18 protein-coding genes are annotated in these 23,677 nt (G+C 66.5%); 13 read left to right on the forward strand and 5 right to left on the reverse strand.

Annotated features, from left to right (window positions below; genetic code table 11):
* The first annotated feature begins 23 nt into the window (after positions 1 to 23).
* The 12 genes from KXD96_RS02875 to KXD96_RS02930 all read left to right on the forward strand — a co-directional run bounded on the left by KXD96_RS02875 (position 24) and on the right by KXD96_RS02930 (position 16,011).
* On the forward strand, positions 24 to 623 hold the full coding sequence (locus KXD96_RS02875) for a hypothetical protein (protein ID WP_260742796.1): 600 nt from the start codon (positions 24 to 26) through the stop codon (positions 621 to 623).
* On the forward strand, positions 620 to 2,341 hold the full coding sequence (gene eccA, locus KXD96_RS02880; protein WP_260742797.1) for a type VII secretion AAA-ATPase EccA: 1,722 nt from the start codon (positions 620 to 622) through the stop codon (positions 2,339 to 2,341). Before KXD96_RS02875 ends, eccA begins: the two co-directional genes overlap by 4 nt.
* 3 nt (positions 2,342 to 2,344) lie before the next feature.
* A complete protein-coding gene (gene eccB / locus KXD96_RS02885; protein WP_260742798.1) occupies positions 2,345 to 3,796 on the forward strand; it encodes a type VII secretion protein EccB in 1,452 nt (483 codons plus the stop codon).
* Positions 3,793 to 6,033, forward strand: a complete 2,241-nt coding sequence (gene eccCa / locus KXD96_RS02890) for a type VII secretion protein EccCa (protein WP_260742799.1) — start codon at positions 3,793 to 3,795, stop codon at positions 6,031 to 6,033. The genes eccB and eccCa overlap by 4 nt, the downstream gene beginning before the upstream one ends.
* Before the next feature lie 31 nt (positions 6,034 to 6,064).
* The gene (gene eccCb / locus KXD96_RS02895) at positions 6,065 to 7,861 is read left to right on the forward strand and encodes a type VII secretion protein EccCb (RefSeq protein WP_260742801.1); all 1,797 of its coding nucleotides are present in this window, start codon (positions 6,065 to 6,067) and stop codon (positions 7,859 to 7,861) included.
* A gap of 269 nt (positions 7,862 to 8,130) precedes the next feature.
* The gene (locus KXD96_RS02900) at positions 8,131 to 9,327 is read left to right on the forward strand and encodes a PPE family protein (RefSeq protein ID WP_260742803.1); all 1,197 of its coding nucleotides are present in this window, start codon (positions 8,131 to 8,133) and stop codon (positions 9,325 to 9,327) included.
* 89 nt (positions 9,328 to 9,416) lie between these two features.
* On the forward strand, positions 9,417 to 9,719 hold the full coding sequence (locus tag KXD96_RS02905) for a WXG100 family type VII secretion target (RefSeq protein ID WP_260742804.1): 303 nt from the start codon (positions 9,417 to 9,419) through the stop codon (positions 9,717 to 9,719).
* Positions 9,720 to 9,760: 41 nt separating this feature from the next.
* Positions 9,761 to 10,048 (forward strand): WXG100 family type VII secretion target, encoded by a 288-nt coding sequence (locus tag KXD96_RS02910; protein WP_067754652.1) that lies wholly within the window; start codon positions 9,761 to 9,763, stop codon positions 10,046 to 10,048.
* 1,135 nt (positions 10,049 to 11,183) lie between these two features.
* Positions 11,184 to 12,011: a MinD/ParA family protein gene (locus KXD96_RS28705; RefSeq protein ID WP_396877845.1), complete on the forward strand. Its 828-nt coding sequence runs from the start codon at positions 11,184 to 11,186 to the stop codon at positions 12,009 to 12,011.
* Positions 12,012 to 12,118: 107 nt separating this feature from the next.
* The gene (gene eccD / locus KXD96_RS02920) at positions 12,119 to 13,561 is read left to right on the forward strand and encodes a type VII secretion integral membrane protein EccD (protein WP_313901617.1); all 1,443 of its coding nucleotides are present in this window, start codon (positions 12,119 to 12,121) and stop codon (positions 13,559 to 13,561) included.
* 86 nt (positions 13,562 to 13,647) lie between these two features.
* Positions 13,648 to 14,358 (forward strand): hypothetical protein, encoded by a 711-nt coding sequence (locus tag KXD96_RS02925; RefSeq protein WP_260742811.1) that lies wholly within the window; start codon positions 13,648 to 13,650, stop codon positions 14,356 to 14,358.
* Positions 14,359 to 14,583: 225 nt separating this feature from the next.
* Positions 14,584 to 16,011, forward strand: a complete 1,428-nt coding sequence (locus KXD96_RS02930) for a PPE domain-containing protein (protein ID WP_260742812.1) — start codon at positions 14,584 to 14,586, stop codon at positions 16,009 to 16,011.
* 108 nt (positions 16,012 to 16,119) lie between these two features.
* Here the strand turns inward: KXD96_RS02930 and KXD96_RS02935 are convergent, their stop codons facing one another.
* The 3 genes from KXD96_RS02935 to KXD96_RS02945 all read right to left on the reverse strand — a co-directional run bounded on the left by KXD96_RS02935 (position 16,120) and on the right by KXD96_RS02945 (position 20,353).
* Positions 16,120 to 18,321 (reverse strand): hypothetical protein, encoded by a 2,202-nt coding sequence (locus KXD96_RS02935; protein ID WP_260742813.1) that lies wholly within the window; start codon positions 18,319 to 18,321, stop codon positions 16,120 to 16,122.
* A gap of 169 nt (positions 18,322 to 18,490) precedes the next feature.
* Entirely contained in the window at positions 18,491 to 18,838 is a 348-nt protein-coding gene (locus KXD96_RS02940) for a YbaB/EbfC family nucleoid-associated protein (RefSeq protein WP_067748608.1), read from the reverse strand.
* A 9-nt stretch (positions 18,839 to 18,847) separates the two neighbouring features.
* Positions 18,848 to 20,353, reverse strand: a complete 1,506-nt coding sequence (locus tag KXD96_RS02945; protein WP_260742814.1) for a PPE domain-containing protein — start codon at positions 20,351 to 20,353, stop codon at positions 18,848 to 18,850.
* 561 nt (positions 20,354 to 20,914) lie between these two features.
* Between KXD96_RS02945 and KXD96_RS02950 the strand changes: the two genes are divergently transcribed.
* Positions 20,915 to 21,691 carry a hypothetical protein gene (locus KXD96_RS02950; RefSeq protein ID WP_260742816.1) on the forward strand — a complete coding sequence of 259 codons (777 nt, stop codon included), beginning with the start codon at positions 20,915 to 20,917 and terminating at the stop codon, positions 21,689 to 21,691.
* A 10-nt stretch (positions 21,692 to 21,701) separates the two neighbouring features.
* Here the strand turns inward: KXD96_RS02950 and KXD96_RS02955 are convergent, their stop codons facing one another.
* Together KXD96_RS02955 and KXD96_RS02960 are read right to left on the reverse strand one after the other, a co-directional pair.
* Positions 21,702 to 22,322, reverse strand: a complete 621-nt coding sequence (locus KXD96_RS02955; RefSeq protein ID WP_260742817.1) for a DUF4254 domain-containing protein — start codon at positions 22,320 to 22,322, stop codon at positions 21,702 to 21,704.
* A 368-nt stretch (positions 22,323 to 22,690) separates the two neighbouring features.
* Positions 22,691 to 23,620 (reverse strand): glycosyltransferase family 9 protein, encoded by a 930-nt coding sequence (locus tag KXD96_RS02960; RefSeq protein WP_260742818.1) that lies wholly within the window; start codon positions 23,618 to 23,620, stop codon positions 22,691 to 22,693.
* Positions 23,621 to 23,677 lie beyond the last annotated feature (57 nt).

A 23,677-nucleotide genomic window follows, 5' to 3' on the forward strand; every position in this document is an offset into this window, starting at 1 on the left:
GACGAGTTCAGAAAGAAGGAACCATGCCGCAGTACGACGACCACGACGATCTGGCCGCCCTGGATTTCTCCGCCGCCCAATCCGGTTCCGACACCGTCGAAGAGTCAGACGCCCTGGACTTCTCGGCTCCTCACGACGATGGCGAGGAGTCGGCCGTCGATGCGTTGCACGACTACGCACCGAGCGAGCCCGAGGATTCCGGCACCGACCTCGCGGCGATCGAGGCGCAGACCGACGCGACCCAGGAGGCGGACGAAGGTGACGAGGAAGCTCCCCAAGAGTTCACGGTGACCAATCCCCCCGAGACGGTGTCGGTGTCGGCGCTCATGGACGGGAGGACCCAGCGCGTCGAACTGTCGCCGAAGGTGACGAGCATGAGCGAGGCCGATCTCGCGGACGAAATCCTCGTGATCGCCGACCTGGCTCGGCAGAAAGGCTTGGCCGCGCAGCACAGCTATCTGTTGGGCGACGATTCCCTGTCGGAAACCATGCGCGAGATGGGAGTCGATGGCGGCGACGTCGTGCGCGACTTCATGGAAAACGGCATCGGTTTGATCACGCCGGAGCAGGCGGCCGCGGCGCAGGCGGAAGTGTTCGCCACCCGGTACGCGACCGATAAATGACCGAGCATCTGGCCGGCCTGTTCGAGAGCGCGGTCGGCATGCTGCCGGTGTCGGAGACGAGGGCGCTGGAGCTGTTCACCGAGATCACCAATTACGACGAGTCCGCCTGCGACGCGTGGATCGGCCGCATCCGCTGCGGCGACACCGAACGGGTGACACTGTTTCGCGCCTGGTACTCGCGCACTCACTTCGGACAGTTGGCCGGATCCGCGCAAATCTCGATGAACGCCGTCGGCGCGCGGCTTCCGATCGGCGGCCTGTACGGCGACATCACCTATCCGGCCAACTCGCCCCTGGCGATCACCATGGGCTTCGCCGTGAGCGAAGCGGCGCAAGGCAATTTCGCCGACGCCATGGAGGCCGTCGAGGGCACCCCCGCCACCGGCGCCGAGCACCTGTTGTCGTGGGTCAAGGCGGTGATTTACGGCGAGGCGGGGCGCTGGACCGAGGTGATCGACGAAGTCAGGGGCGCAAGCCGGTGGCCCGACGAATTCCTGGCCGCCGCCGCCGGGGTCGCGCATGGGGTCGCCGCGGCCAACCTCGGCCTGTTCACCGAAGCCGAACGCCGGCTCACCGAGGCCAACGCCTCGCCGGCGGGCGAGGCGTGCGCGCGCGCCATCGCCTGGTATCTGGCCATGACGCGCCGCAGCCAGGGGAACGAAGACGCCGCGGTCGCGCTTCTGGAATGGCTACAGACCACCCACCCGGAGCCCAAAGTCACTGCGGCGCTGAAGGATCCGTCATACCGCCTGACCACGACCAGCGCCGAGCAGATTTCGGCGCGCACTGACCCGTGGGACGCCAACACCGTCGTGGCCGACACCTCGGGCCGCGACAAATTGCTCGCGGAGGCGGAGGCCGAGCTGGAGCGCCAGATCGGTCTCACCCGGGTCAAAGAGCAAGTTGAGCGATACCGGGCCGCGACCCAGATGGCGCGGGTTCGCGCCGCGCGCGGCATGAAGGTCGCCCAGCCGAGCAAGCACATGATCTTCACCGGGCCGCCCGGTACCGGCAAGACGACGATCGCGCGGGTGGTGGCCAACATCCTGGCCGGGCTGGGCGTCATCCCCGAGCCGAAGCTCGTCGAGACCGCGCGCAAGGATTTCGTCGCCGAATACGAGGGCCAATCCGCGGTCAAGAGCACCAAGACGATCGATCGCGCCCTGGGCGGCGTGCTGTTCATCGACGAGGCCTACGCGCTGGTGCAGGAGCGGGACGGGCGGACCGACCCGTTCGGGCAAGAGGCACTGGACACGTTGCTGGCGCGAATGGAGAACGACCGCGACCGGCTCGTGGTGATCATCGCGGGGTACAGCTCCGACATCGATCGGCTGCTGGAGACCAATGAGGGCCTGCGGTCCCGCTTCGCCACGCGGATCGAGTTCGACTCCTACTCTCCAGAGGAGATCCTGGAGATCGCCAAAGTCATTGCGGCCGCCAATGACTCGACGCTGAGCTCAGAAGCGGCGGAAAACCTGCTGCAAGCCGCCAAGCTGCTGAGCCAGCAGACGGTGCGCGGCAAAGCCGCGCTCGACATCGCCGGTAACGGTCGCTACGCACGCCAACTCGTGGAGGCCGGCGAGCAATACCGCGACATCCGGCTGACCCGCTCCGTCGACTTCGAATCCCTCGACGAGGACCGCCTCCGCGAGATCAACGGCGAGGACATGACCGAGGCGATCGCCGCGGTACACGGACGACTGAACATCACCGAGTGACGCATGGCAGGGTTTCGGCTAACCACCAAGGTTCAGGTCAGCGGCTGGCGTTTCCTGCTGCGGCGCCTCGAGCACGCCATCGTCAGGCGCGACACCCGAATGTTCGACGACCCGCTGCAGTTCTACAGCCGCTCGGTTGCGCTGGGTGTCCTCGTCTCGGTCCTCGTGGTGGTGGGCGCGCTGGCGATGGCGTATTTCAAACCCCAGGGCAAGCTCGGCAGCGGCAACCTTTTCGTCGACCGCGCCACCAACCAGCTCTACCTCATGGTGTCCGGCCAGCTGCATCCCGTCTACAACCTCACCTCGGCACGATTGGTCCTGGGCAATGCCGCCGAACCGAAGGCCGTTAAACCCGCTGAGCTCAGCAGGTTTCCGAAGGGTCAGTCCATCGGCATCCCCGGTGCGCCGTATGCCACGCCCGTGTCATCAGACTCCTCATCGGCATGGGCGCTGTGCGACACAGTCACCCAGGCGGAGAGCATCGCTCCCGTCGTGCAGACCTCCGTGGTGGCGATGCCGTTGCAGATCGAGCCTGTCGTGATCGACCCCATCCTTCCGCACGAGGCGCTGCTGGCGTCTTACCAGGGCAAGGACTGGATCGTGGACGCCCGCGGCCGGCACGCAACGGATTTGAGTGACCGGCCGATGACCTTTGCAGTGGGGATCCGCGGAACCGCCAAGCCCAGCCCCCTCTCCTCGGCCATGTTCAACGCACTTCCGGACGCCGGGTCCTGGCAGTTGCCCCCGATCCCGGGGGCCGGATCTCCCAACACTTTCGGCCTTCCTGAACAGCTCGTGGTCGGATCCATCGTGCAGATCCACGCGGACTCGGGTCCGCGCTACTTCGTGGTGCTGCTCGACGGCGTCGCGCCCGTCAACGCCAACACCGCCGCCGCGCTGCGCGCCATCCAGTCCTACGGCCTGGTGGAGCCCCCGGCAGTGGTGCCGAGTGATATCGTCAAAGTTCCCGAGGTGGTGTACAACTCGCCGCTGCCCGACGAACCGGTCAAGATCGTCTCCCGGCCCCACGACCCCACCCTGTGCTGGACGTGGGAACGCAAAGCCGGTGACCAGGCGCCGAAGACCGCCGTGTTGACCGGCCGTCATCTGCCGATCCCGGCATCGGCGATGAACTCCGGGATCAAGCAAATCCAAGGGCCCGCAACGATTTACACCGATGGCGGCAAGTACGTGCAGGTGCAGTCCCCGGATCCTCGGTACGGCGAATCTTTGTACTACGTCGACCCGGAGGGTGTGCGCTACGGGCTCCCCGACGCCCAGACGGCCTCGGCTTTGGGTCTGCGCGCGCCGAAGACCGCGCCCTGGGAGATCATTCGCCTCCTCGTCGACGGTCCAGTGCTGTCCAAGGAGGCCGCGCTGCTGGAGCACGACACGTTGCCCGCCGACCCGAGCCCGCGAAAAGCCCCTGCGGCAGCCCCTGGAGGGCCCTCATGACGACCAAGAAGTTCACCCCCACCGTGACGCGCGGTCCCCGGCTTACCCCGGGCGAGATCAGCCTCACCCCACCCGAGGACCTTGGCGTGGACATCCCGCCGTCGGGAGTGCAGAAGGCGCTTCCGTACGTCATGGGTGTCTGCATGCTCGGCATGATCGCGATCATGGTGGTCACCGGCACCAGGCAGCTGTCGCCGTACATGCTGATGATGCCGCTGATGATGATCATGATGTCGATGGGCATGATGGCCGGTCACGGTGGCGGCGGCAAGAAAGTGCCCGAGATCAACGCCGACCGCAAGGAATACCTGCGCTACCTGGCCGGGCTCCGCCCCCGGGTGACGTCATCGGCCAGCGCGCAGGTGGCGTTCTTCGGTTACCACGCACCGCATCCCGAGGATCTCGCCTCGCTCATCGGCACGCCGCGGCAGTGGTCGCGCCCGGCGAACGCCGATTTCTACGCCGCTACCCGCATCGGAATCGGCGATCAGCCGGCGGTGGACCGGCTGATGAAGCCGTCGGCGGGCGGCGAACTGGCCGGCCCCACCGCGGCGCCGCAGCCCTACCTCGAACCGGTCGCCAACATGTGGGTGGTCAAGTTCCTGCGCACCCACGGCCTTATCCATGACTGCCCAAAGCTGGTGCAGCTGCGCACCTTTCCGACCGTCGCGGTGGGTGGTGACCCGGCGGGTTCGGCCGGCTTGTTGACCGCCATGATCTGCCACCTGGCCGTCTTCCATCCGCCCGACCTGCTGCAGATCCGGGTGCTCACCGAGAGCCCGGACGATCCCGACTGGTCGTGGCTGAAATGGCTACCTCACGTGCAACATCCGACCGAGACCGACGCCGCCGGCCCGGTTCGGATGATCTACACCCGTCCGGACAACCTGTCGGACCTGGCCGCCCGCGGGCCGCACACCCCCGATTCGCTTCCGGGCGGCCCGTACGTGGTGGTGGTGGACCTGACCGGCGGCAGGGCGGGCTTCCCGCCCGACGGCAGGGCCGGTGTCACGGTGATCACGCTGGGCAACCACCGCGGCTCGAACTACCGCATCAGGGTCGCCGAGGACGGCACCGCCGACGACCGCCTGCCGGGGCAGCAGTTCCGTCAGGTGACCTCGGTCGCGGACCGCGTGTCGCCCCACCAGGCGAGGCGCATCGCGCGAAAGCTCGCCGGTTGGTCCATCACCGGCACCGTGCTGGACAAGAAGGGCACGGGCATCCAGAAGAAGACGGCGACGGAATGGCATCAACTGGTCGGCGCGCAAAGCGTCGAAGAGGTGACGCCGAGCCGCTGGCGGATGTTCACCGACACCGACCGCGATCGGCTGAAGATCCCGTTCGGTCACGAACTCAAGACCGGCAACATCATGTACCTGGACATCAAGGAAGGCGCCGAATTCGGCGCCGGCCCCCACGGCATGCTGATCGGTACCACCGGGTCGGGCAAGTCCGAGTTCCTGCGCACCCTCATCTTGTCGCTGGTGGCGATGCACCACCCGGACCAGGTCAACCTGCTGCTAACCGACTTCAAAGGCGGCTCAACATTTTTGGGGATGGAAAAGCTTCCGCACACCGCGGCGGTGGTTACCAACATGGCCGAGGAGGCCGAACTCGTCAGCCGCATGGGTGAGGTGCTGACCGGAGAGCTCGACCGCAGGCAGGGCATCCTGCGGCAGGCCGGCATGAAGGTGGGTGCCGCCGGAGCGCTCTCCGGGGTGGCCGAGTACGAGAAGTACCGGGAGCGCGGCGCCGACCTGCCGCCCTTGCCAACGCTTTTCGTCGTCGTCGACGAATTCGCCGAGCTGCTGCAAAGCCATCCCGACTTCATCGGCCTGTTCGACAGGATCTGCCGCGTGGGGCGGTCGCTGCGCGTGCACCTGCTACTGGCCACCCAGTCGCTGCAAACCGGCGGCGTGCGCATCGACAAACTGGAGCCGAACCTGACGTACCGCATTGCACTGCGCACCACCAGTTCCCACGAATCCAAAGCCGTGATCGGCACCCCGGAGGCGCAGTACATCACCAACAAGGAAAGCGGCGTCGGATTCCTGCGGGTGGGCATGGAAGACCCGGTCAAGTTCAGCACCTTGTATACCGGCAACACCTACATCCCGGCCGCTCGGGCCGAGGCGAACGGTGAGGGCAACGGGGCGGCCCCGCAAACCGGCCCCAAAACGGTTCGCATCCAGCAGTTCACCGCGGGCCCCACGCCCGACGAGGTGATGGCGTCATGAGTAGCGCCGGCGACGAGGAGGGGCGGCGCCGATGAGTGTCGAAGCCAAGGGCCGGGCGCTGCGCGAGGTGGTGCTCGAACAACTCAGCACCACCGAGTCGCGGGCGTACAAGATGTGGCTGCCCCCGTTGACCGACCCCACCCCGGTCAACGAGCTCATCGCCCAGGACGATCGCCAGCCGTTGCGGTTCGCCCTGGGCATCATGGACGAGCCGCGAATGCACCGGCAAGCCACCTGGGGCGTGGACGTGTCCGGCGCCGGCGGCAACATCGGCATCGGCGGTGCACCGCAAACCGGGAAATCCACGCTGCTGCAGACGATGATGCTGTCGGCCGCCGCCACCCACACCCCCAGGCAAGTCCAGTTCTATTGCATCGACCTCGGCGGTGGCGGACTGATCTATCTGGAAAACCTGCCGCACGTCGGCGGCGTGGCGACCCGCACGGAACCCGACCGCGTCATGCGCGTGGTCGCGGAGGTGCAAGCCGTTCTGCGGCAACGGGAAGCGACTTTCAAGGAGCACCGGGTGGGTTCGATCGCCGCGTATCGGCAGCTGCGCGAAGACCCGAACCAGCCCGTCGCGGCCGACCCGTTCGGCGACGTCTTCCTGGTGATCGACGGGTGGCCGGCGTTCGTCAGCGAGTTCCCCGATCTCGAGTCGCAAGTCCAGGATTTGGCCGCGCAGGGCCTGTCGTTCGGCGTCCACGTCGTCATCACCACGCCGCGCTGGACGGAGCTGAAGTCGCGGGTTCGCGACTACCTGGGCACCAAGATCGAGTTCCGGCTCGGCGACGTCAACGACACCCAGATCGATCGGGCGACCCGGGAGATTCCGGCGAATCGTCCGGGCCGGGCGATGTCGACGGAGAAGCACCACTTGATGATCGGTGTGCCCCGCCTCGACGGTGTGCACAGCGCCGACAACCTGGTGGAGGCGATGACCGCGGCGGTGAATGAGGTTGCGGCCCAACACACCGAGCAGGCGCCGAGGGTCCGGGTGCTTCCGGAGCGGATCTACCTGTACGAGCTCGACCCGAACCCACCGGGACCGGATTCCGACTACCGCACGCGCTGGACGATCCCGATCGGGGTGCGCGAGACGGATCTGTCGGTGGCCTACGCGCACATGTACAGCACGCCGCATCTGTTGATCTTCGGTGCCCCCAAGTCCGGGAAGACCCGCACCGCCCACGCGATCGCGCGGGCCATCTGTGCCCGCAACAGCCCAAAACAGGTGCGGTTCATGCTCGCCGACTACCGCTCCGGGCTGTTGGACGCGGTGCCCCAGAGCCATCTGCTCGACGCGGGCGCAATCAACCGAAACAGCACGACGCTCGACGAAGCCATCAAGGCCCTGGCGGTCAACCTGCAGAAGCGTTTGCCGCCGGCCGACCTGACCACCGCGCAACTCCGGTCCCGGTCATGGTGGAGCGGATTCGACGTTGTTCTTCTCGTCGATGACTGGCACATGATTGTCGCGGCGGCCGGAGGTATACCGCCGATGGCGCCACTGGCGCCTTTATTACCCGCCGCTCAGGATATCGGGTTGCACATCATTGTGACGTGCCAAATGAGTTCCGCATACAAGGCGACTATGGACAAGTTCGTCGGCGCCGCCTACGGCGCCGGATCGCCCACCCTGTTCCTTTCCGGCGACAAACAGGACTTCCCGTCGAGGGACATCCAGGTGAAGCGGCGACCGCCTGGCCAGGCATTTTTGGTCGCCCCCGAGGGGAAAGAGGTCATCCAAGCCGCCTACATGGATCCCCCAGAAGAAGTGCACTCACCACCTCCAGGAGGCGGTTACGATTATCCCAGCGCCCAGTAAGAACACTGGACCCACCGCACGCATAGCGAGCCGAGATCGCGTTGACCAATGGGTTGTTTTGCCCTAATTGAATAGCTATTTCGAGCGGATATGCAGAAGAGGTACGGAAAATGCAGAAAATGACACTTGACCCGATCGTTGCCGGTATTGGCGACGAAGTCGCCGCCACCGCTGGCCGGGGTTCAGCCGCAGGCGACGGACCCTTCGACATACCAGCCGGCTACAAGAGATAGCCGAAAAGCGCTCGTAAACAAGGGGACTGGATAACCATGTTGTGGCACGCGATGCCACCGGAGCTGAACACCGCGAGGCTGATGGCCGGAGCGGGTCCGGCGCCGATGCTGCAGGCCGCCGCCGGCTGGGAAGCGCTGGCGGGCGCGCTCGAGACCCAGGCGCTCGAGTTGTCTGCTGCGCTGGTTTCCCTCAAGGCGTCATGGACCGGCATGAGCAGCGAACGCGCCATAGCCGCGACGATGCCGATGGTGGCGTGGTTGCAGACCGCGGCCCAGCAGGCCCAACAGCGCGCGGCACGCGCGGCGGCGCAGGCCGCGTCGTACACCAAGGCGCTGGCGATGACGCCGTCGTTGCCGGAGATCGCGACCAACCACATCACGCACGCGGTTCTTACCGCCACGAACTTCCTTGGCATCAACATGGTCCCGATCGGGCTGAACGAAACCGACTATTTCGTCCGAATGTGGAATCAGGCCGCGGCCGTCATGGACATCTATCAGGTGGAGACGATCGCCAACACCACCTTCGAGCCGCTTCCCCCTATCAAGCCGATCCTGCAGCCAGGTGTGGGTGAAGCGGTGGCGACGGAAGCGTTGAGCACCCTCTCGGCCGTTGGCTCCGAGGCGATTCCCACGGCCATGCGCGCGCTCTCGGAGGTGGAGGACGAAATCCCCGAGACCGTTCCGGAGGTCGAGGTGCCCCTCGAGCAGCCGGCTATGCCGTCCCTGGGGCAACTGGGTCAGCTCGGCGGACCGATGCAGCAGCTGATGCAGCCGCTGCAGCAACTCACCTCGATGGCCGGCCAGTCCGGCGGCATGGGCGGCCCCGGAGACAGTCTGGTCGGCGACAAGCTCGGCCACCTGCCCGGCAAAGACGGCGGCCAGGTCGGCCTGGTCGGCGCCAGCCCGCTCTCCACCCACCCGTTGGCGGGTGGATCGGGGCCGAGCGTGGGCATGGGGCTCATGCGCTCGGAGGCGCTGCCCGGGGCCGGCGGAACGGCAGCCCGCACATCGCTAATGAACCAGTTGCTTGACAGGCCATCGCAGGTCATGGCTCCCGCGGGCGCCGGGGCCGGGTCGTCGGCGGCCGGGGGCGCGGCCCCCGTCGGCATGGGCGGTTCTGCCGCTCAGTCCGCGGCAGCCACCCGCCCGGGGCTGGCGTCCCCCGCGCTGCTCGCCTCGCGCCTGGACGACGCCGAGGACGTCGATTTCGAGCACGAGGACGACTGGTGAGCGCCCGCAGAAAAGAGACTTCCCGGCCGCCCGGGCCGGAAGACTTGCCATCACTTGGCGAGGACAGGAAACAGAGAAAGTAGTCCAGCATGGCAGAGATGAAGACCGATGCCGCTACCCTCAGCGCTGAGGCTAGCAACTTCGACAGGATCTCCGGCGAGCTCCAGCGGGTCATCCAGACCGTGGAGTCCACCGGGGGCGAGCTGGCCGGCCACTGGCGCGGTCAAGCCGGTGCGGCCGCTCAGCAGGCGCTGCAGCGCTTCCACGAAGCGGGCACAGCCCAGATCAAGACGCTCAGCGAGATTTCGCAGAACATTCACGGCGCCGGAATCCAGTACTCCTCGGCCGACGAGGAACAAGCCAGTTCGCTGTCGTCGCAGATGAACTTCTGACCCATCACCCCCTCAGCAACACAAAGAAACGGAGCAACAATATGTCGGAACAGTCATGGAATTTCGCCGGTATCGAAGCGGGATCCAGCTCGATTGCGGGCGCTGTGCAGACCACCCAGGGTCTCCTCGACGAGGGCAAGAGTTCCCTCGCCAAGCTGGCCGAGGCGTGGGGCGGCAGCGGTTCGGAGGCCTACCAGCAGGTCCAGCGGAATTGGGACGACACGTCCGCTGAACTCAACGCCGCGTTGCAGGCGCTTTCTCAGCGCATCACGGAGGCCAGCCAGGCGATGGCTCAAACCGAATCCGGCGTCACGGGCATGTTCACGTAAGACGATGGCGAGCGGCGAAGCACGAGATTGGGCCACGTCGACCTAACGGGAGATCTAGGCTCTTCTCGTGCTTCCTCGCGTGAAACGAGTTTGACGAAAGGGTTTGATGGCGGCCGACTACGACCGGCTCTTCCAATCCCCCGAGGGAATGGAAATTGCGGATGAGGCTGCGGCGCAGACGGAATTCGACGTCAACGCGCCGGTTGCGATGGCGTCCGCGCCGGTTTCGACGTCGCCCGCCCCGCCCAGCGCGCACGAGCCGAACGGCCATAGCCCGCCGCCGATGCCCATCCACTTCGAGGAGCATCTTTCCTCGGCCCCACCGGAGCCGCCGCCCGTCGAGTGGACCGCACCAAGCCAGCCGGCGCGACCCGCAATACCGATCGAACTGACGGAGCAACCCGCCCAAGCGCTGCCCGAACCACCCCCGGTCGAGCAGACCCAACCGGGCCCGCCGGCGCGACCCCCAATACCGATCGAACTGACGGAGCAACCCGCCCAAGCGCTGCCCGAACCACCCCCGGTCGAGCAGACCCAACCGGGCCCGCCGGCGCGACCCCCAATACCGATCGAACTGACGGAGCAACCCGCCCAAGCGCTGCCCGAACCACCCCCGGTCGAGCGGCGGAGGCAGCCCCCGGCCGAACCTCCGCCCGTTGATCGCGGCCAGCGGCCTCCGCCGCTCGAGGCGAAATCGGCAGCGCAGCAATCGGAACCGCGCCCGCCGACGCCGGCTCAGCATGCCCGGCATTCGCGCCGAGACAACCGCGACGACACCAACGGGCCAAACCTCCCCAGCACCGGGCGACACAGCCATCGCGCCGAGCAACCCGATCACGTCAAAGCAACGATCGGACCCTCCGCCCCATCAACTCCACGCGCCAACCGCGCCGCGGCGGAGCCGAACGGCGGGCCAGTGCCGTTGAAACAACGTGAACGGCCGGCATCGCCCGCCAGTCCTGCACGCCCCGCGGTGCAACGGCCCACGGAATCGCCGGCGCCACCGAAGCCCCCGGTGCCCGCGAACGGCGAACGCGGCACAACCGATGCGGTCACCCACATTGGTGTTGAGCCCGCCAAGAAGTCAGCCGAAAAGGCGGTACCGCAACGGGGTTGGCGGCGTACGGTGTACAAGTTGACGCGCATCAACGCGGGCCCGTCCCGTGACGAGCGATATGAGCTGGACTTACACCGGCGAATTCGGCGCATTCCCAGCGGTTCTCATCAGATCGCCGTGCTGAGCCTCAAGGGCGGTGTCGGCAAGACGACCCTGACGGTCGCCCTGGGTTCGATGCTGGCACAGGTGCGCGGCGACCGGATCCTGGCGTTCGATGCGGATGCGGAGTCAGGCAACCTGGCCGATCGGGCAGGGCAACGGTCGGCTTCGAGTGTTGTCGATCTGCTCGCCGGGAAAGGCCTTTCGCACTACAACGACGTGCGGTCGCTCACCAGCGTCAATGCGGTCAACCTCGAGGTGCTCGCCGCGGCGGATTACAGCACGGTGCCGCGCGCTTTCAGTGCGGCGGACTGGCAACAGGCCGCCGACACGGTGTCGAGGTTTTACAGCGTCGTGCTGACTGACTGCGGGGCCGGCTTGACGCGCGGTCTGCTCGCAACCGCATCCGGGGCGGTGATCGTGACCAGCGCATCGATCGACGGTGCCCGGCAAGCCGCGGTCGCGATCGATTGGTTGCGCAATAGCGGTCATCAGGATCTGCTGAGCCGCGCATGCGTGGTGATCAACCATGTGGTGCCGGGCGAACCCAACGTCGCGATCACCGACTTGGTGCGCCAATTCGGGCAGCATGTTCGCCCGGATCGCGTCGTGGTGTTGCCGTGGGACAAACACGTCGCGACGGGGAAAGGGATCGAAATCCGCCTGCTCGACCCCGTTTACAAGCGTAGGATTACCGAGCTTGCCGCAGCACTGTCCGACGATTTCGACAGGGGTGAACGTCGTTGAGCGCACCCACCGCTACTCCCGGCGCAGCCGCGACTGCGGGTGCCGCCGGCACCACCGCCCCCGCCAAGCCCGCAACCACCCGGGTGACCATTCTTACCGGACGGCGGATGACCGATATCGTCCTGCCATCGTCTGCGCCGATAGAGGCGTACATCGATGACACCGTCTCGGTGCTGGCCGAACTTCTCGAAGACACTCCGGCCGATGTCTTGGCCGGCTTCGACTTCTCCGCCCAGGGCGCATGGACTTTCGCCCGGCCCGGGGCCCCGCCACTGAAGCCCGACAAGTCGCTCGACGACGCCGTCATCGTCGACGGATCGCTGCTGACGCTGGTGCCGGTGAGCCGCACCGAGCGATACCGGCCGCTCGTCGAGGACGTCATCGACGCGATCGCCGTGCTCGACGAATCGGCCGAGTTCGACCGACCGGCTTTGAATCGCTTTATCGGCGTGGCGCTTCCAATCGTCACCGTGGCGGTCGCCGCCGTCGCGGCGCTGGCATGGTGGAACACCGGCCGTCACCTGTGGTGGCCGCTCGCGCTGGGCATCGCCGGCCTTTCGGCGCTGGCGGGCAGCTGGGTGGCCAAGAAGTTCTACCAGAATCTGAGCCTGTCGGAGAGCCTGCTGGCGACGGCGGCGCCATTGATCACCGTCGCTGCGGCGCTGGCCATTCCGGCGCCCCGCGGAGCGGCTCCGTTCGGGGCGCCCCAGCTCGCCGGCGCGGCAGCGGTGGTGCTGTTCTTGACGCTGCTGACCAGGGGTGGCCCACGCCGGCGTTCCGAGCTCGCATCATTCGTCGTCGTCACATCGATTGCGGTGACCGCGGCCGCCCTCGCCTTCGGCTATGGCTGGCAGCATTGGGTGCCGGCGGGAGCCATTGCGTTTGGGCTCTTTACCATCACCAATGCGGCCAAGCTGACCGTCGCGGTCGCCCGGATCGCCCTGCCCCCAATCCCAGCGCCCGGCGAGGCCGTCGAGCACGACGAGTTGCTCGATCCCGTTGCGGGCCAAGAGCTCGGCGACGACAAAGAAGCCAGGACGTGGCAGGCCATCATCGCCTCGGTGCCGAGCTCCGCCGCACGCCTCACCGAACGCAGCGAGCTTGCCACGCGACTGCTGATTGGATTCGTCACGGCCGGCACCCTGGTGCTGGCTGCCGGTGTCATCGCGATCGTGGTGCGCGGACACTTCTTCGTACACAGCCTGGTCGTCGCCGGGTTGGTCACCGCCGCATGCGGATTCAGGTCACGTCTCTACGCCGACCGGTGGTGCGCGTGGGCGCTGCTCGCGGCGACCGTCGCCATTCCGATCGGTGTAACCGCGAGGTTGAGCCTCTGGTATCCACACCTGGCATGGCTCTTCCTGACCATCCTGGCGGCCATCAGTGTGGTGGCGCTCGCGGTCGTCGGGGCCACGGTCGGGATCCGCCGGATCTCACCGGTGGCGAAGCGCGTCCTGGAACTGCTCGACGGGGTTTTGGTCGCCGCCATCCTGCCAATGCTGTTGTGGGTCACGGGCGTCTACGACATGGTCCGCAACATTCAATTCTGACGGGGCAGGCAAAAATTGCCGCGGTTCAGGCGCCCGCAGGTTAGGTAAGATTCTCGTAATCGAAAGCGGGCAGAGGAGATCGGCTGATGATCGAGCCATTGGTCGTGGAACCCGCGCGCTTGGAGACCGCAGGAAACACGCTGCAGGATCTGCCGTTTCCCGTGCCGCCCGCGCCAATCGTGGCTCCCGGGACGGATTCGGTGTCAGCGGCCATCAATTCGACATTGCCGATCATCGAATCACCGGTGACCGACGGGTTGCCCGCCGTCAAGGCCGCCCTGACCAAGACCGGATCGAGCATCGCTGCTGCGGCCGGCATGTACACCGATACCGACCAGCGGCTTGGTGACCACCTGACCCAAGTCCAGTTCCGCGCCGCCGCGAAAGAGCCTGTGAGCGGTTCCCCGGGCGACAAACCCGATACGGACAAACCGAAAGACGGCGACAAGCCGAGCACGTCCAAGCCCACTCCGCAGCCCGGTACGCCGACGCCTCAACTCGGCCAACTGGCCGGCGCAGCGGGACCGCTGGGATCCGTGATGCAGGGCATGCAGGGGGCGATGGGAAGCATGCAGGGCATGCAGGGCGCCGGAGCCACGCCCGCGCAACTCGCCGACAGCAACAAGAGGGACCCGTCTTCCACCGACGAGGACCGGCTGGTCGACGAACCGAAGGCCGACGAGGAAGGCGGGCCGGCCGAGGCGCAGGCCGGCGGCGCGGCGCCGGGCGCTGAGACGGCCGAAAAGGCTCCGGCCCAGCCCAGGACGCCGGCCGGCACGCAGGCGACGCCCCTCTGAGCGGTTAAGCGCCCGGCACCACCCGCGCATCAAGCTGCTGCCCGCAGGGGACGTTTCGAACGTCTGCCGGCCAGCCATTAACGGGCCGGCGTGTGCCGCTGCGACCCGCCACCCGTGGGAAAACTCCCGGTCGGAGGGGCTTGTGCCGTCTGTAGTCATATGACTACACTCCCGGGTAGTGCACTGTAGTCACCTGACTACAGTCGGGACCGAGGAGATCATCCCATGACGCAGACGCTGTCCCAACCGCAGACGCTGAGTGTGGAATACCAGGAGCTGATGGCCAGGGCCGACGAGGTGGAGGCCGCGTTCCCGGGACAGCCCGCGGACAACCCCGCAGCGCCCTGTGCCCTGGCCACGGTCGCCGCCGCCGCCGCGCAACTTGCGTTGTCCGCCGACAACATGCGCCTTTACCTGGGGGTGGGGGAACGCGAGCGCCGCCGCCTCGCGGATTCGCTGCGCAACGCGGCCAAAGCCTACGAGGAGGTCGACGAGAGCGCGGAAGAGGCCATCAACGACGGCACGTCGATTTCGGCCGCGGCCCCCGGCGTCGCGGACGAGGGTCCCGACCCGCTGACACTCAGCGACACGAAAAAGGTTGGGGGGTCGTCGATCGAGGCGACGCCTTACTACCCCGTCCGGCAGGCCGCCGAGGAGATCGCCGAACTTGATCAGGGCGTCTCGTTCGACCTGTTTGCACAGGCGTGGACCGATCACCAGCGAGCGTTGTTGGAGGCCCGTTATCGTTTCCGGCCGTTCGTCGACTGGTACGGCGACGCGACTTATGCCGTTGAAGACAACTTCGATTCGCACCGGTCGTGGCTCGACCAAATGGCGGCGTTGTCCGGCGCGATGGTCAGCCAGGCGCAAGGGGTCGTGTCGACGCACCGTTGGGCCGTCACGGAGCACCCCACGGTCGCGCAGCTGAAGGAGCTCGACGACGCCTGGGTGTACTTCCAAAGCCATCTGCCCGCGCAGCATTGGAAAGGCAGCGTCAAGCCCGCATTGGAAGAGGAGTACGCCAGGTTGCAGAAGAAGTCGGAGGAGGTACTGGCGGAATACGAAAGAAGGGCGGCCCTGCCTTTGGCGCCGATCAATCCGCCCAAGCCTCCTGCCGCCTACTACATCGCCCCGCCACCCGAACCCGGCTCGTACGAGACGGATCCCGACACCCCTTACGGCGAGTTGCCCTACGGCGACGAATACCTGACCACCCCCACCGGCATGCCGAGTGCACCATTCGCCGGTACGCCGGCGATGCCCACTGACCCGACGGGGGCGGGCGTTTGGAGGGGGGCGCCCGCCCCGCCGAAAACCCCGGGGCTCAAACCGGCCGGGTTGGGCGGCGGCGGAGCCGGTGTGCCGTCGATGCCGTTGCAGCCCGCGGTGGACGCCGAAGCGCCGTCACGGCCCGCCGGGGCGGCAGCCGGGTCCGCCGGCCCGGGCCGCGGAATGCCAGGCCGCAGCGACGCATTGGGCGGCGGCATGGGCGCGGCGCCGATGGGCGCCCCCGGGCCTCAGGGGCAACAGAACGGCAAAGGCAAACGCGCGCAACAAGATCAGGAGTCGCTCTATACCGAGCGGCGGCCGTGGACCGAGGGCGTGATCGGCCGGCGGCGCAGGGAAGTCGTCGAGGACAAGGACCCCCGGTGATCAGTTGACGCTCCGACGAAGGCGGGCCTTCTTCGCTCCGGCCGAGGGGTGCCGGAACCTCTGGAAGAAGGCCCGCTGCTTCGTCGGAGTGTGGAGTGGACCACCAACTCACGATGCTTCGGCTAGGGCTGCCGTCAACAACCCGGCGAGGTGCTTCCAGTACAGCCAGTCGGCGACGGCGGCGCGCTGGGCCACCGGGTCGACCGCGGTGTGCGCCTCCGAGACAAAAACCTCCTGGGCGTGCTCGGCGTAGCGTTGGAAGGCCCGCAAGTGCGCTGCCTGCCGCCCAGGTGAACGACTGGCCAGCGGCTTCATCACGTCGAACCACAGCATCGGCCGCCGGTCGACGGGCGGGGCGGCATCCTCGGGCGATTTCGGCACCTGGGCGAGCATCTCCTGCAGGCTGATCTTCCCGTCGGCCAGCGAGGCGGCGAGCTGAGCCGCGGCATCGGAGTCCATCAGTTCTTCGGGCGCCCGGTGGCTGTCCGCCGACGGCGTGGCATCCGCCGGCGCCGGCGGCAACAGGTCGACCAACCGCACGTCTGTGGTCTCCGCCAACCGGTACGCCGCCTCCGGGTCCAGCACCTCCAGCCGGGATCGACCGACCATGTCGCCGCTGTCCGGGATGTCGTCGGGCTTGAGCACGACCTTGGCCGCGCCGGGATCCGAATTGGCCAGCTGCTCCTCGGTCGCGATCACCGCCCGCAGCTTCTGGTCGTGATGCTGCGCCCAACCCTGCACGGCCATCACCGGGTAGGTGGCCCAGCGCGCCCGCTCGGCGATCGGAATCGCGTCGTCGGCACTGGCCATCTGCACCTGTTCGGGTAACTGGACCCCGTCGGGGATGTAGCCGAGCCCGTAGCTGTTGGCCACCACGATCGCGCCATCGGTGGTCACCGCCGTCACCCAGAAGAATCCGAGTTCGCCGGCACCATTGGCGCCGGGCGCGTTCAAGGCCGCCGCGATGCGCCGCGCCAGCCGCAGCGGATCGGACCCGCCGCCCTGGCGGCGCTCCGCGTCGGCGGTGGCCGCGTCCGCGATGGCGTCACGTTCGGCGCGCGCTTTCGAAACCGGGATGATGGGCGTCACCACAACGGCATCCGGCGAATCACTCCGCTCCTTCGCCGACGCCGGGTCGCCGGCGGAAGCGGCCGGTTGAGTGGTCGCCGGGCGGTGGCGGGCCGCCGCCGGTCGTGTCGTGGCAGAACCACTTGTCGGTTTCTGCCCGGCCGAAGCACCGGAGCCCGCCCCGCCACCGCGACCGCGTGACGCGCCGCCCGACGCGCCCGGCAGTCCAGCCGGCATGCCCGCGGCGCCGGCAGGCGCAGCCGAGGCCGATTCCTCCGTGCGGGGCGCCACCGACGGCGACATCAGCGACGCCGGCGTCATGCCCTTGCCGCGTCCGCCCGCACCGAGCGGTTCCGCCGAGGCCGCCGGGCTCAGCGGAGCTGCGGGAGCCAACGGAGGCGCCGGCGAACCGCCCGGGCCGCCCGGCACCGCGGGCCCGCCGCCGCCGGGCTTGGCGGCCGGTGGTGCGGGCGCCTGGCCCGGTACGGTCGGCATCCCGGGAGGGGGCTGCGCCCCGGGACCCGGTGTGGGCATTCCCGGTGTGGGCATTCCTGGTGGTGGCATTCCGGGAGGCGCGAGTGGGGGCGCCGCAGGCGGTGGCGTCACCGGCGCCGGTGGCGCCGGGCCGGGCCGGGGACCCTCTTCCTCGACGGGTTGCCCGGGCGAGGGCGGGGTGTCCGGAAGTGTGACCGGGGGCGGTGTCTTCTGATCGAGCAAGTCCTGCAGCGCATTGTGGGGCGGCTTCCATGCTTTGCTCGCCACAATCCGCTCGGCGGTTCCGGTGACCACGCTGAGGTTCGCCCCGTAGGCGGTGCTGACCACCGCATTTATCGCGGTGGTCCGTTCGGCGGCATCCAGGGTGGAGTCGTTTTCGAGGGCGCTGATTTCTGTCTGCGCTGCATCGACGATGTCGCTCACGTCCCATTTGGCCTGAGCGACCGAATCGGCGACATACCTGTGCCAGGTGATCACCGTCGCCAGGCCGTTCTGCAACTTTTTGAGCTCATCGATGTTGGTGCCGAGCTCGCTCTTGGCGGCGGCGGCGGCGCTCCCGGACCAGAACCCGCCGTCGAAGATGTCGCCCTGCTCGTGCTGGCAGGTCTCTAACACCGCGGTGACCTGCCGCAGCACCTCGGTGTACTGCTGCGCCCGGTCGTAGTAGTTGTCCTCGTCCACCTCCGGCCAGGCGTCCGGGGCAAGCATCTGCGCGGCGTACTCGCTGATCGGCTTCGCGACGCCCATTGCCTACTCCTCTCGCGGCGGCACGGGGAAACGCGTCGGCCGCTGGGGGGTACCGGACATCATGGTTAGTAAGCGTAATCGAGGTTCAGCCAAGCCCACTGCGGCAAATTGCAGCGTCGGTCACCGCCGGTCGGAGAACATCAAATCCATGTCCCGCACCGGGTTTCGCTCAGGTTAAGCCGAGGGTTTCTTTGAGCGAACCGGCGATGCCGGCGACCAATTCGATAAGCCGGTCCTCCTCGGCGTCGATCGCGGCGGTCGCGACGGCCCGCGCGTTGCCGATCGCCTCGTTGACACGCTCCCCGACCGTTTCCGCGCCCAGGCGCAGCAGGCCGTCCTCGATATGCAGACCGGTCAGGCAAAGCCGAGCATTGAGGGTTGCCTCGACTGTCTTCGATTCGTCTGTGGCCGTGAATGTTTCGGTATTCGTTCGGTGCTGCTGGTCTTCCAAGGCCGACTGGAACAGCTGCGCCTGCCGCAGCGCCTCTGCCACCTGGGGATGCATTTCCACGGTCATTCGCAATCCTTACTTGTCGGGTGCCGTCTTGCGCGGGCGATTTCCGATAACGCCCTCGGTCCATGCGCGTTCCTCGGTGTACAGCGATTCGTCATCGGATTGCACGCGCTTGCCCTTACCCTGGTTTTGGTTCTGGCCGGGCCCGCCCATCGGGGCCATGCCGCCGCCCATGCCGCCGCCCGCCGCACTGCCCGTGCCGGGCATCCCGCGGCCCGGGCCCGCGGCCCCGGGCGCCGCCCCGGCAAGCCGGGACGCCGCTTCGGCGTCCACCGCGGGCTGCAACGGCATCGACGGCACACCGGCCCCGCCGCCGCCTCCCAACCCGGCCGGTTTGAGCCCGCCCCCGCCCGGCAGGCCCGGTTTGCCCTTCAACGCGTCTTTCATGGCGGCGTCCATGGCCGGTTGGTCCGCTGTTCCCGGGGCTCCTGGGATCTGCGGCACGGTAGGCATCATGGGCGTGGCGGGCACGCCACTACCCTCACCGGGGGGCACAAGGCCCGGAATGATCGGATCGATCGTCCCGTCCTCCTCGGGGGCGTTGGGGTCGGGCGGCGGGGGAATGTACTGGGCTCTGGGCGGCATCTTCGGATTCACCGGCGCGATCGGCAAGCCTGCGTTCGAAACGTAAAGCTCCAGTGACCGCTCTGACTTTGCCTGCAAACTTTCATACCAGCTGATCGCCATATACAAGTAGTGGCCGCCATCCTGCGTGTATTTCTTAAACCACCAGTCGTTCAGCTCTACCTCGTAGTTCGTGGGGTGCTCAGTCTCGATTGCCCACGTTCCGTCCGGATTACGCGAGGCGGAATCCCCGTACGCAACTCGTGCCTTTTTATGCGCGTCGACCACCCTGTTGGCCTGGTTGCCGAGCGTCACGCACATTTGTGCCATCGAAACGATCCACTGGCGCTGGGCATCGAAGTTTACTTCGACAAGATCCCGCGATTCGCCCTCCCAGGAGACGAAAGGGCGGAACCGATAGGCCGTCTTCTGGAGTTCCCGCTGAAACGCATCCCATTCCTTTGCGAACGCCCTGAAGGCCGCGCCCTGATCGCCGGCCTCGATATCCTTCGCCGCCTGCCTGACCTCGTAGTAGGGGTATTCAAATGCCGGTGGCGGTTTCGGGGACGGCAGTGGATCCCAGCCCCAGTCTTCGTCCGGGTCGCACATGGCCGACATTTCGGCACTGGTTCCTGCGGCGGCCGGTGCCGCACCCGACGAAGACCCGTCGGTGCCGATGGCATTGATCGACTCCGCCGCCCCTTCGTCGACCTCTTCGTAGGCCTTGGCCGCGTTTCGCAGCGATTTCGCCAACGCCTTCCATTCGCGCTCACAGGTTTTCAAATAGAGCCGCATCGCATCGGCGGATAGCGCGAGTTGTGTGGCAGCGTCATTGACAAACGAAAGGCGGCATGGTCCCTGCGGATTGGTGGAAGGGATGGGTGGCAGCGGCGCCTCGATTTCGGCGGCCCGCTGCATGAGCTCCTCGTACTCGACCTTCAGCATCTGAGTCATGTCGGCTCATTCTCCTTTGCTGAAGCCGTCAGCATAGGTATGTCACACCCTTGGCCGCGCGACCTCCCCAGGGATTCCCGGTGACCGAAAACCGGCCGGGCCGCACGGCGGTGGCGACTGATGACCACACCATCGGCACATGACAGGGACGCGGCACCACCGAAGACAGGATGCGGTGCAACCACCGATCACCCCTTTCGTAGCGCCAAGTCCTACGGGCGGTGCAGGGTGCGCCTACCGCTCACGATGGTTAATCCTAAGTCACCAAACAGCGCCCACGCGCAGCAATTTGCGCTCTTGCTTTCGCCCTTTCGGGCGGAATTTCGGCAGGCTGCAGTGGATGTGACCGGATCGACGCCCGCCGTCCGGCGCGGATGCCGGTGGGTCGGGTCCGACGGGCGGGGTCTCCTCGCGCTTTGCTACCGCGAGGCCGACCGGATTGACGCCTCAGTCCGGCAAGCACGGCAGGACGACCCCAAGCCGTCGGCCGCGTTCCCCGGTGGGGGTCGCGTGCCGGGCCGCCGTGAAAGGCACGGATTTTGAGCTAGGCTCACCACAGTCATGAAACTCGACATCCATCTACAAACCCATTCGGAAATAAGCGTGCATGGCGGGCGTCGATACGTCGGCGCTCCCAAAAGCGAAATCACGCTTCGATGTACGCAATCGCTGGTCACCTCGATCAACGAAGCACCGGGTGACATCCTCCTGCGTGTTTTCGATGATCACTCGTCCTCCACCGTCATTACGGCGCTGCGCCGAATACTTGATGGATGCCGGCACCAGGTCGAATTCGTCGCGCTCACAGATCGGGGTTATAACGCGTCTTGCCTGGCATCGTTCTCCAGAGCTCGTGACGACGCCCGCGACCTTGTCTATTTCGTCGAGGACGATTACCTACACGCACCTTCGGCCATACCTGAGATGTTAGAGGCTCATACGCTGTTCAAAAGGAAATGCGAGGGTCGGGAAGTGGCCCTGCATCCGTACGATGATCCCAATAATTATCTCAGCCCGATATTCAGTCAACATAATTGTCGAGTCTTGTATGGCACCCGACGCCATTGGCGAACGAACACCCACACGACGAATACCTGCTGGGTGGAAGCCACTACATTGAGGCGCAACTGGGAGCTTTTCGAGCGGCTCGCGCGCTATTCGAGTACGCCCTACGGTGTCAAGCATCATATCTTCGAAGAATCGACCATCAATAAGATCTGGCGCGAGCAGATTCTTCTGTTCACACCGCTACCTTCGCTGGCCCTGCACCTGCAATACGAGGCGCACAAGGACCCTTTCCTGGACTGGCGACGGTGGTGGGAGTCGGCGGCGTATTGAACGATCCGCATCAGTCCTCTCGATTCTCGAACAGCGCGCAGTAACTTCGCTGCCCGACTTCCTTGAACTGTCGGTAGAGCTTGAATCTGACTTCGCCGTTGTCGAGCTGAGCCAAGAGCTGCTCTAGGCCACAGAAAAGGTCGTCGTGCTGCTCTCCGAGCACCGCAAGGCGCGAACGGGGGCCCTCTGCTTGGTTCGTGTGCAAAATCCGCAGCGTCAGAACCGACAGCCGATCGACGATCGTGCCGGGCGTTTCGGTGTGCAGCGGTGCGGCGTCGTCGGGGTCGAGGCGGTCAAGCAGCGTCGCGTCGATGTGTTCGACGGCCGCGTTGCGCCGAGCGTTGAGATCATCGATGCAACCTTTCCTGCGGGCCACCTCGCGGTCACTGACGCCGGCGCGACGAACGGCGTCTTCGTGATGCCAGAGAGCGAAGTTGAGCGCGTGCACATGTAGCGTCATCGCCGAAATACCCTGTCCAGCGGGAGAAAAGACCGGTTCTTTGCAGTGCCATGACAGCGCCATGTCGTAGAACTGGCGCGCGGCCGACAGCAAGCCGGCGGTGGTCGCATCGCGACGGTCCTCAATGCTTCCGTGCAGCTGCTCGCAGAGTTCGGAGTAGCTGGCGGCCAAGTGCTCGAAGTAGTCGCGGGGGTCGAGGCCGGGCCGCGGGGCGAAGACGATGTCAACCGCCCACGTTGGTTGCCGCGAATTCGGTGCCAACTCGCACTCGTTGACGGCGACCGATACCCGGCAGGTGGGATCCGTAGCTGAATTCGCTTGCACCGCAACATGTCTCAGCTTTTCCAAGAGCTCACCGTGGGCGTGTTCGCCAGTCGCCACAACCCCGACGTGCCGCAGATGTAGGCCGGAATCACCGCAAGGGGGATGGCCCTCGCAACCGCGGACGATGCGTCCCCCGAGGACGGCAATGCGTTGCTGCAGCAGTCGGATCCCCGGCTCGAGCTGAGCGTGACAGCGAATGCTCTGCATACTCGCCGTCACGTGCGGCTCGCCCTCTCGCGATAGGCGAGATCTTCCAGCGCGCCGAGCGCCATGTCGACGGTGATGTCCGTCATGGCACTCGCGTGAACATGCCGGTGCGGCGCAAACCTGAAACCCCATCTGTCGGGGTGGGTTGGACCGTAAAGGCCCACTCCCGGAATGCGGGCCAGGTCCGCAGCGTGCAGCATGCACGAGTCGATTCCCAGGAAGAGGTCCGCTTCGGCGACCATGCCCATCGCAAGGTCCAGCGGTACTCCGAGGTACGGGATCACGCGGTCGCGCTCACGGCCGACGTTGAGCTCTTCGGGCCCCATCCCAACGACCCAGGCCACAAACTCGCGGTGGCGCGACAGAAACCGGTCCAGCAGGTCGATGAAACGGGTGACCGGCCACCGCTTGTTCAACGACGTGGTATCGGCGTGCACGGCCAGCACCTTGGTCCGGGCGGGCAGTGCGGAACGGAGCGCCCGGATTTCCGCTTGCACGGCCGGTCGAATGGGCACCGGCGAGGCATAGCTTTCGATCCGCGCCGCGGGATCGAACAGGCGCGCCAACTTGAAGGTCAGGTCGGCCGAGTGCGGCAGATCCCTCGGTACCACGATGTCGTAGGCGTCGCCTGTTGGAAAGCCGATGCTCGTCGTGGGCGACAGCCGCTCCCGAAGAGAGCGGGCGAAAACGTTCGACGGCACGTCCCACGGTACGGCGTCGATGAATACGTCGACATCGCCGATCTCCGCGGCCAGAGCATCGTAATCCAGTACTCGATTTGACGCTGGTCCCAGCGGCGGCCCGATCGGAGGTGACCCCGTGATGTCGATGAGTCGCCCACCCAGCCCCCGGAAGCACACGTCAAAGCTCACCTGCGGGCAGATCAGTGTCATTGGCGCACTGAACGATTCGGCTAACGCCCGCAGCGTCGGCAACACCAGGACGGAGTCCCCGATAAGAGTGGAGAAATAGACAGCGGGTCTACGCGCCTGCAG

Source organism: Mycobacterium sp. SMC-2, assembly GCF_025263485.1.
Classification (GTDB): domain Bacteria; phylum Actinomycetota; class Actinomycetes; order Mycobacteriales; family Mycobacteriaceae; genus Mycobacterium.

Excerpts from the sequence above, each read along its gene's own strand:
- KXD96_RS02940 (WP_067748608.1), bottom strand. The coding sequence starts at position 18,838 with ATGACCGTGGAAATGCATCCCCAGGTGGCAGAGGCGCTGCGGCAGGCG.
- eccD (WP_313901617.1), top strand. The coding sequence starts at position 12,119 with ATGACCGATATCGTCCTGCCATCGTCTGCGCCGATAGAGGCGTACATC.
- KXD96_RS02900 (WP_260742803.1), top strand. The coding sequence starts at position 8,131 with ATGTTGTGGCACGCGATGCCACCGGAGCTGAACACCGCGAGGCTGATG.
- KXD96_RS02905 (WP_260742804.1), top strand. The coding sequence starts at position 9,417 with ATGGCAGAGATGAAGACCGATGCCGCTACCCTCAGCGCTGAGGCTAGC.
- eccCa (WP_260742799.1), top strand. The coding sequence starts at position 3,793 with ATGACGACCAAGAAGTTCACCCCCACCGTGACGCGCGGTCCCCGGCTT.
- KXD96_RS02935 (WP_260742813.1), bottom strand. The coding sequence starts at position 18,321 with ATGGGCGTCGCGAAGCCGATCAGCGAGTACGCCGCGCAGATGCTTGCC.
- KXD96_RS02925 (WP_260742811.1), top strand. The coding sequence starts at position 13,648 with ATGATCGAGCCATTGGTCGTGGAACCCGCGCGCTTGGAGACCGCAGGA.
- eccA (WP_260742797.1), top strand. The coding sequence starts at position 620 with ATGACCGAGCATCTGGCCGGCCTGTTCGAGAGCGCGGTCGGCATGCTG.
- eccCb (WP_260742801.1), top strand. The coding sequence starts at position 6,065 with ATGAGTGTCGAAGCCAAGGGCCGGGCGCTGCGCGAGGTGGTGCTCGAA.
- KXD96_RS02910 (WP_067754652.1), top strand. The coding sequence starts at position 9,761 with ATGTCGGAACAGTCATGGAATTTCGCCGGTATCGAAGCGGGATCCAGC.
- KXD96_RS02950 (WP_260742816.1), top strand. The coding sequence starts at position 20,915 with ATGAAACTCGACATCCATCTACAAACCCATTCGGAAATAAGCGTGCAT.
- KXD96_RS02930 (WP_260742812.1), top strand. The coding sequence starts at position 14,584 with ATGACGCAGACGCTGTCCCAACCGCAGACGCTGAGTGTGGAATACCAG.
- KXD96_RS02945 (WP_260742814.1), bottom strand. The coding sequence starts at position 20,353 with ATGACTCAGATGCTGAAGGTCGAGTACGAGGAGCTCATGCAGCGGGCC.
- eccB (WP_260742798.1), top strand. The coding sequence starts at position 2,345 with ATGGCAGGGTTTCGGCTAACCACCAAGGTTCAGGTCAGCGGCTGGCGT.
- KXD96_RS02875 (WP_260742796.1), top strand. The coding sequence starts at position 24 with ATGCCGCAGTACGACGACCACGACGATCTGGCCGCCCTGGATTTCTCC.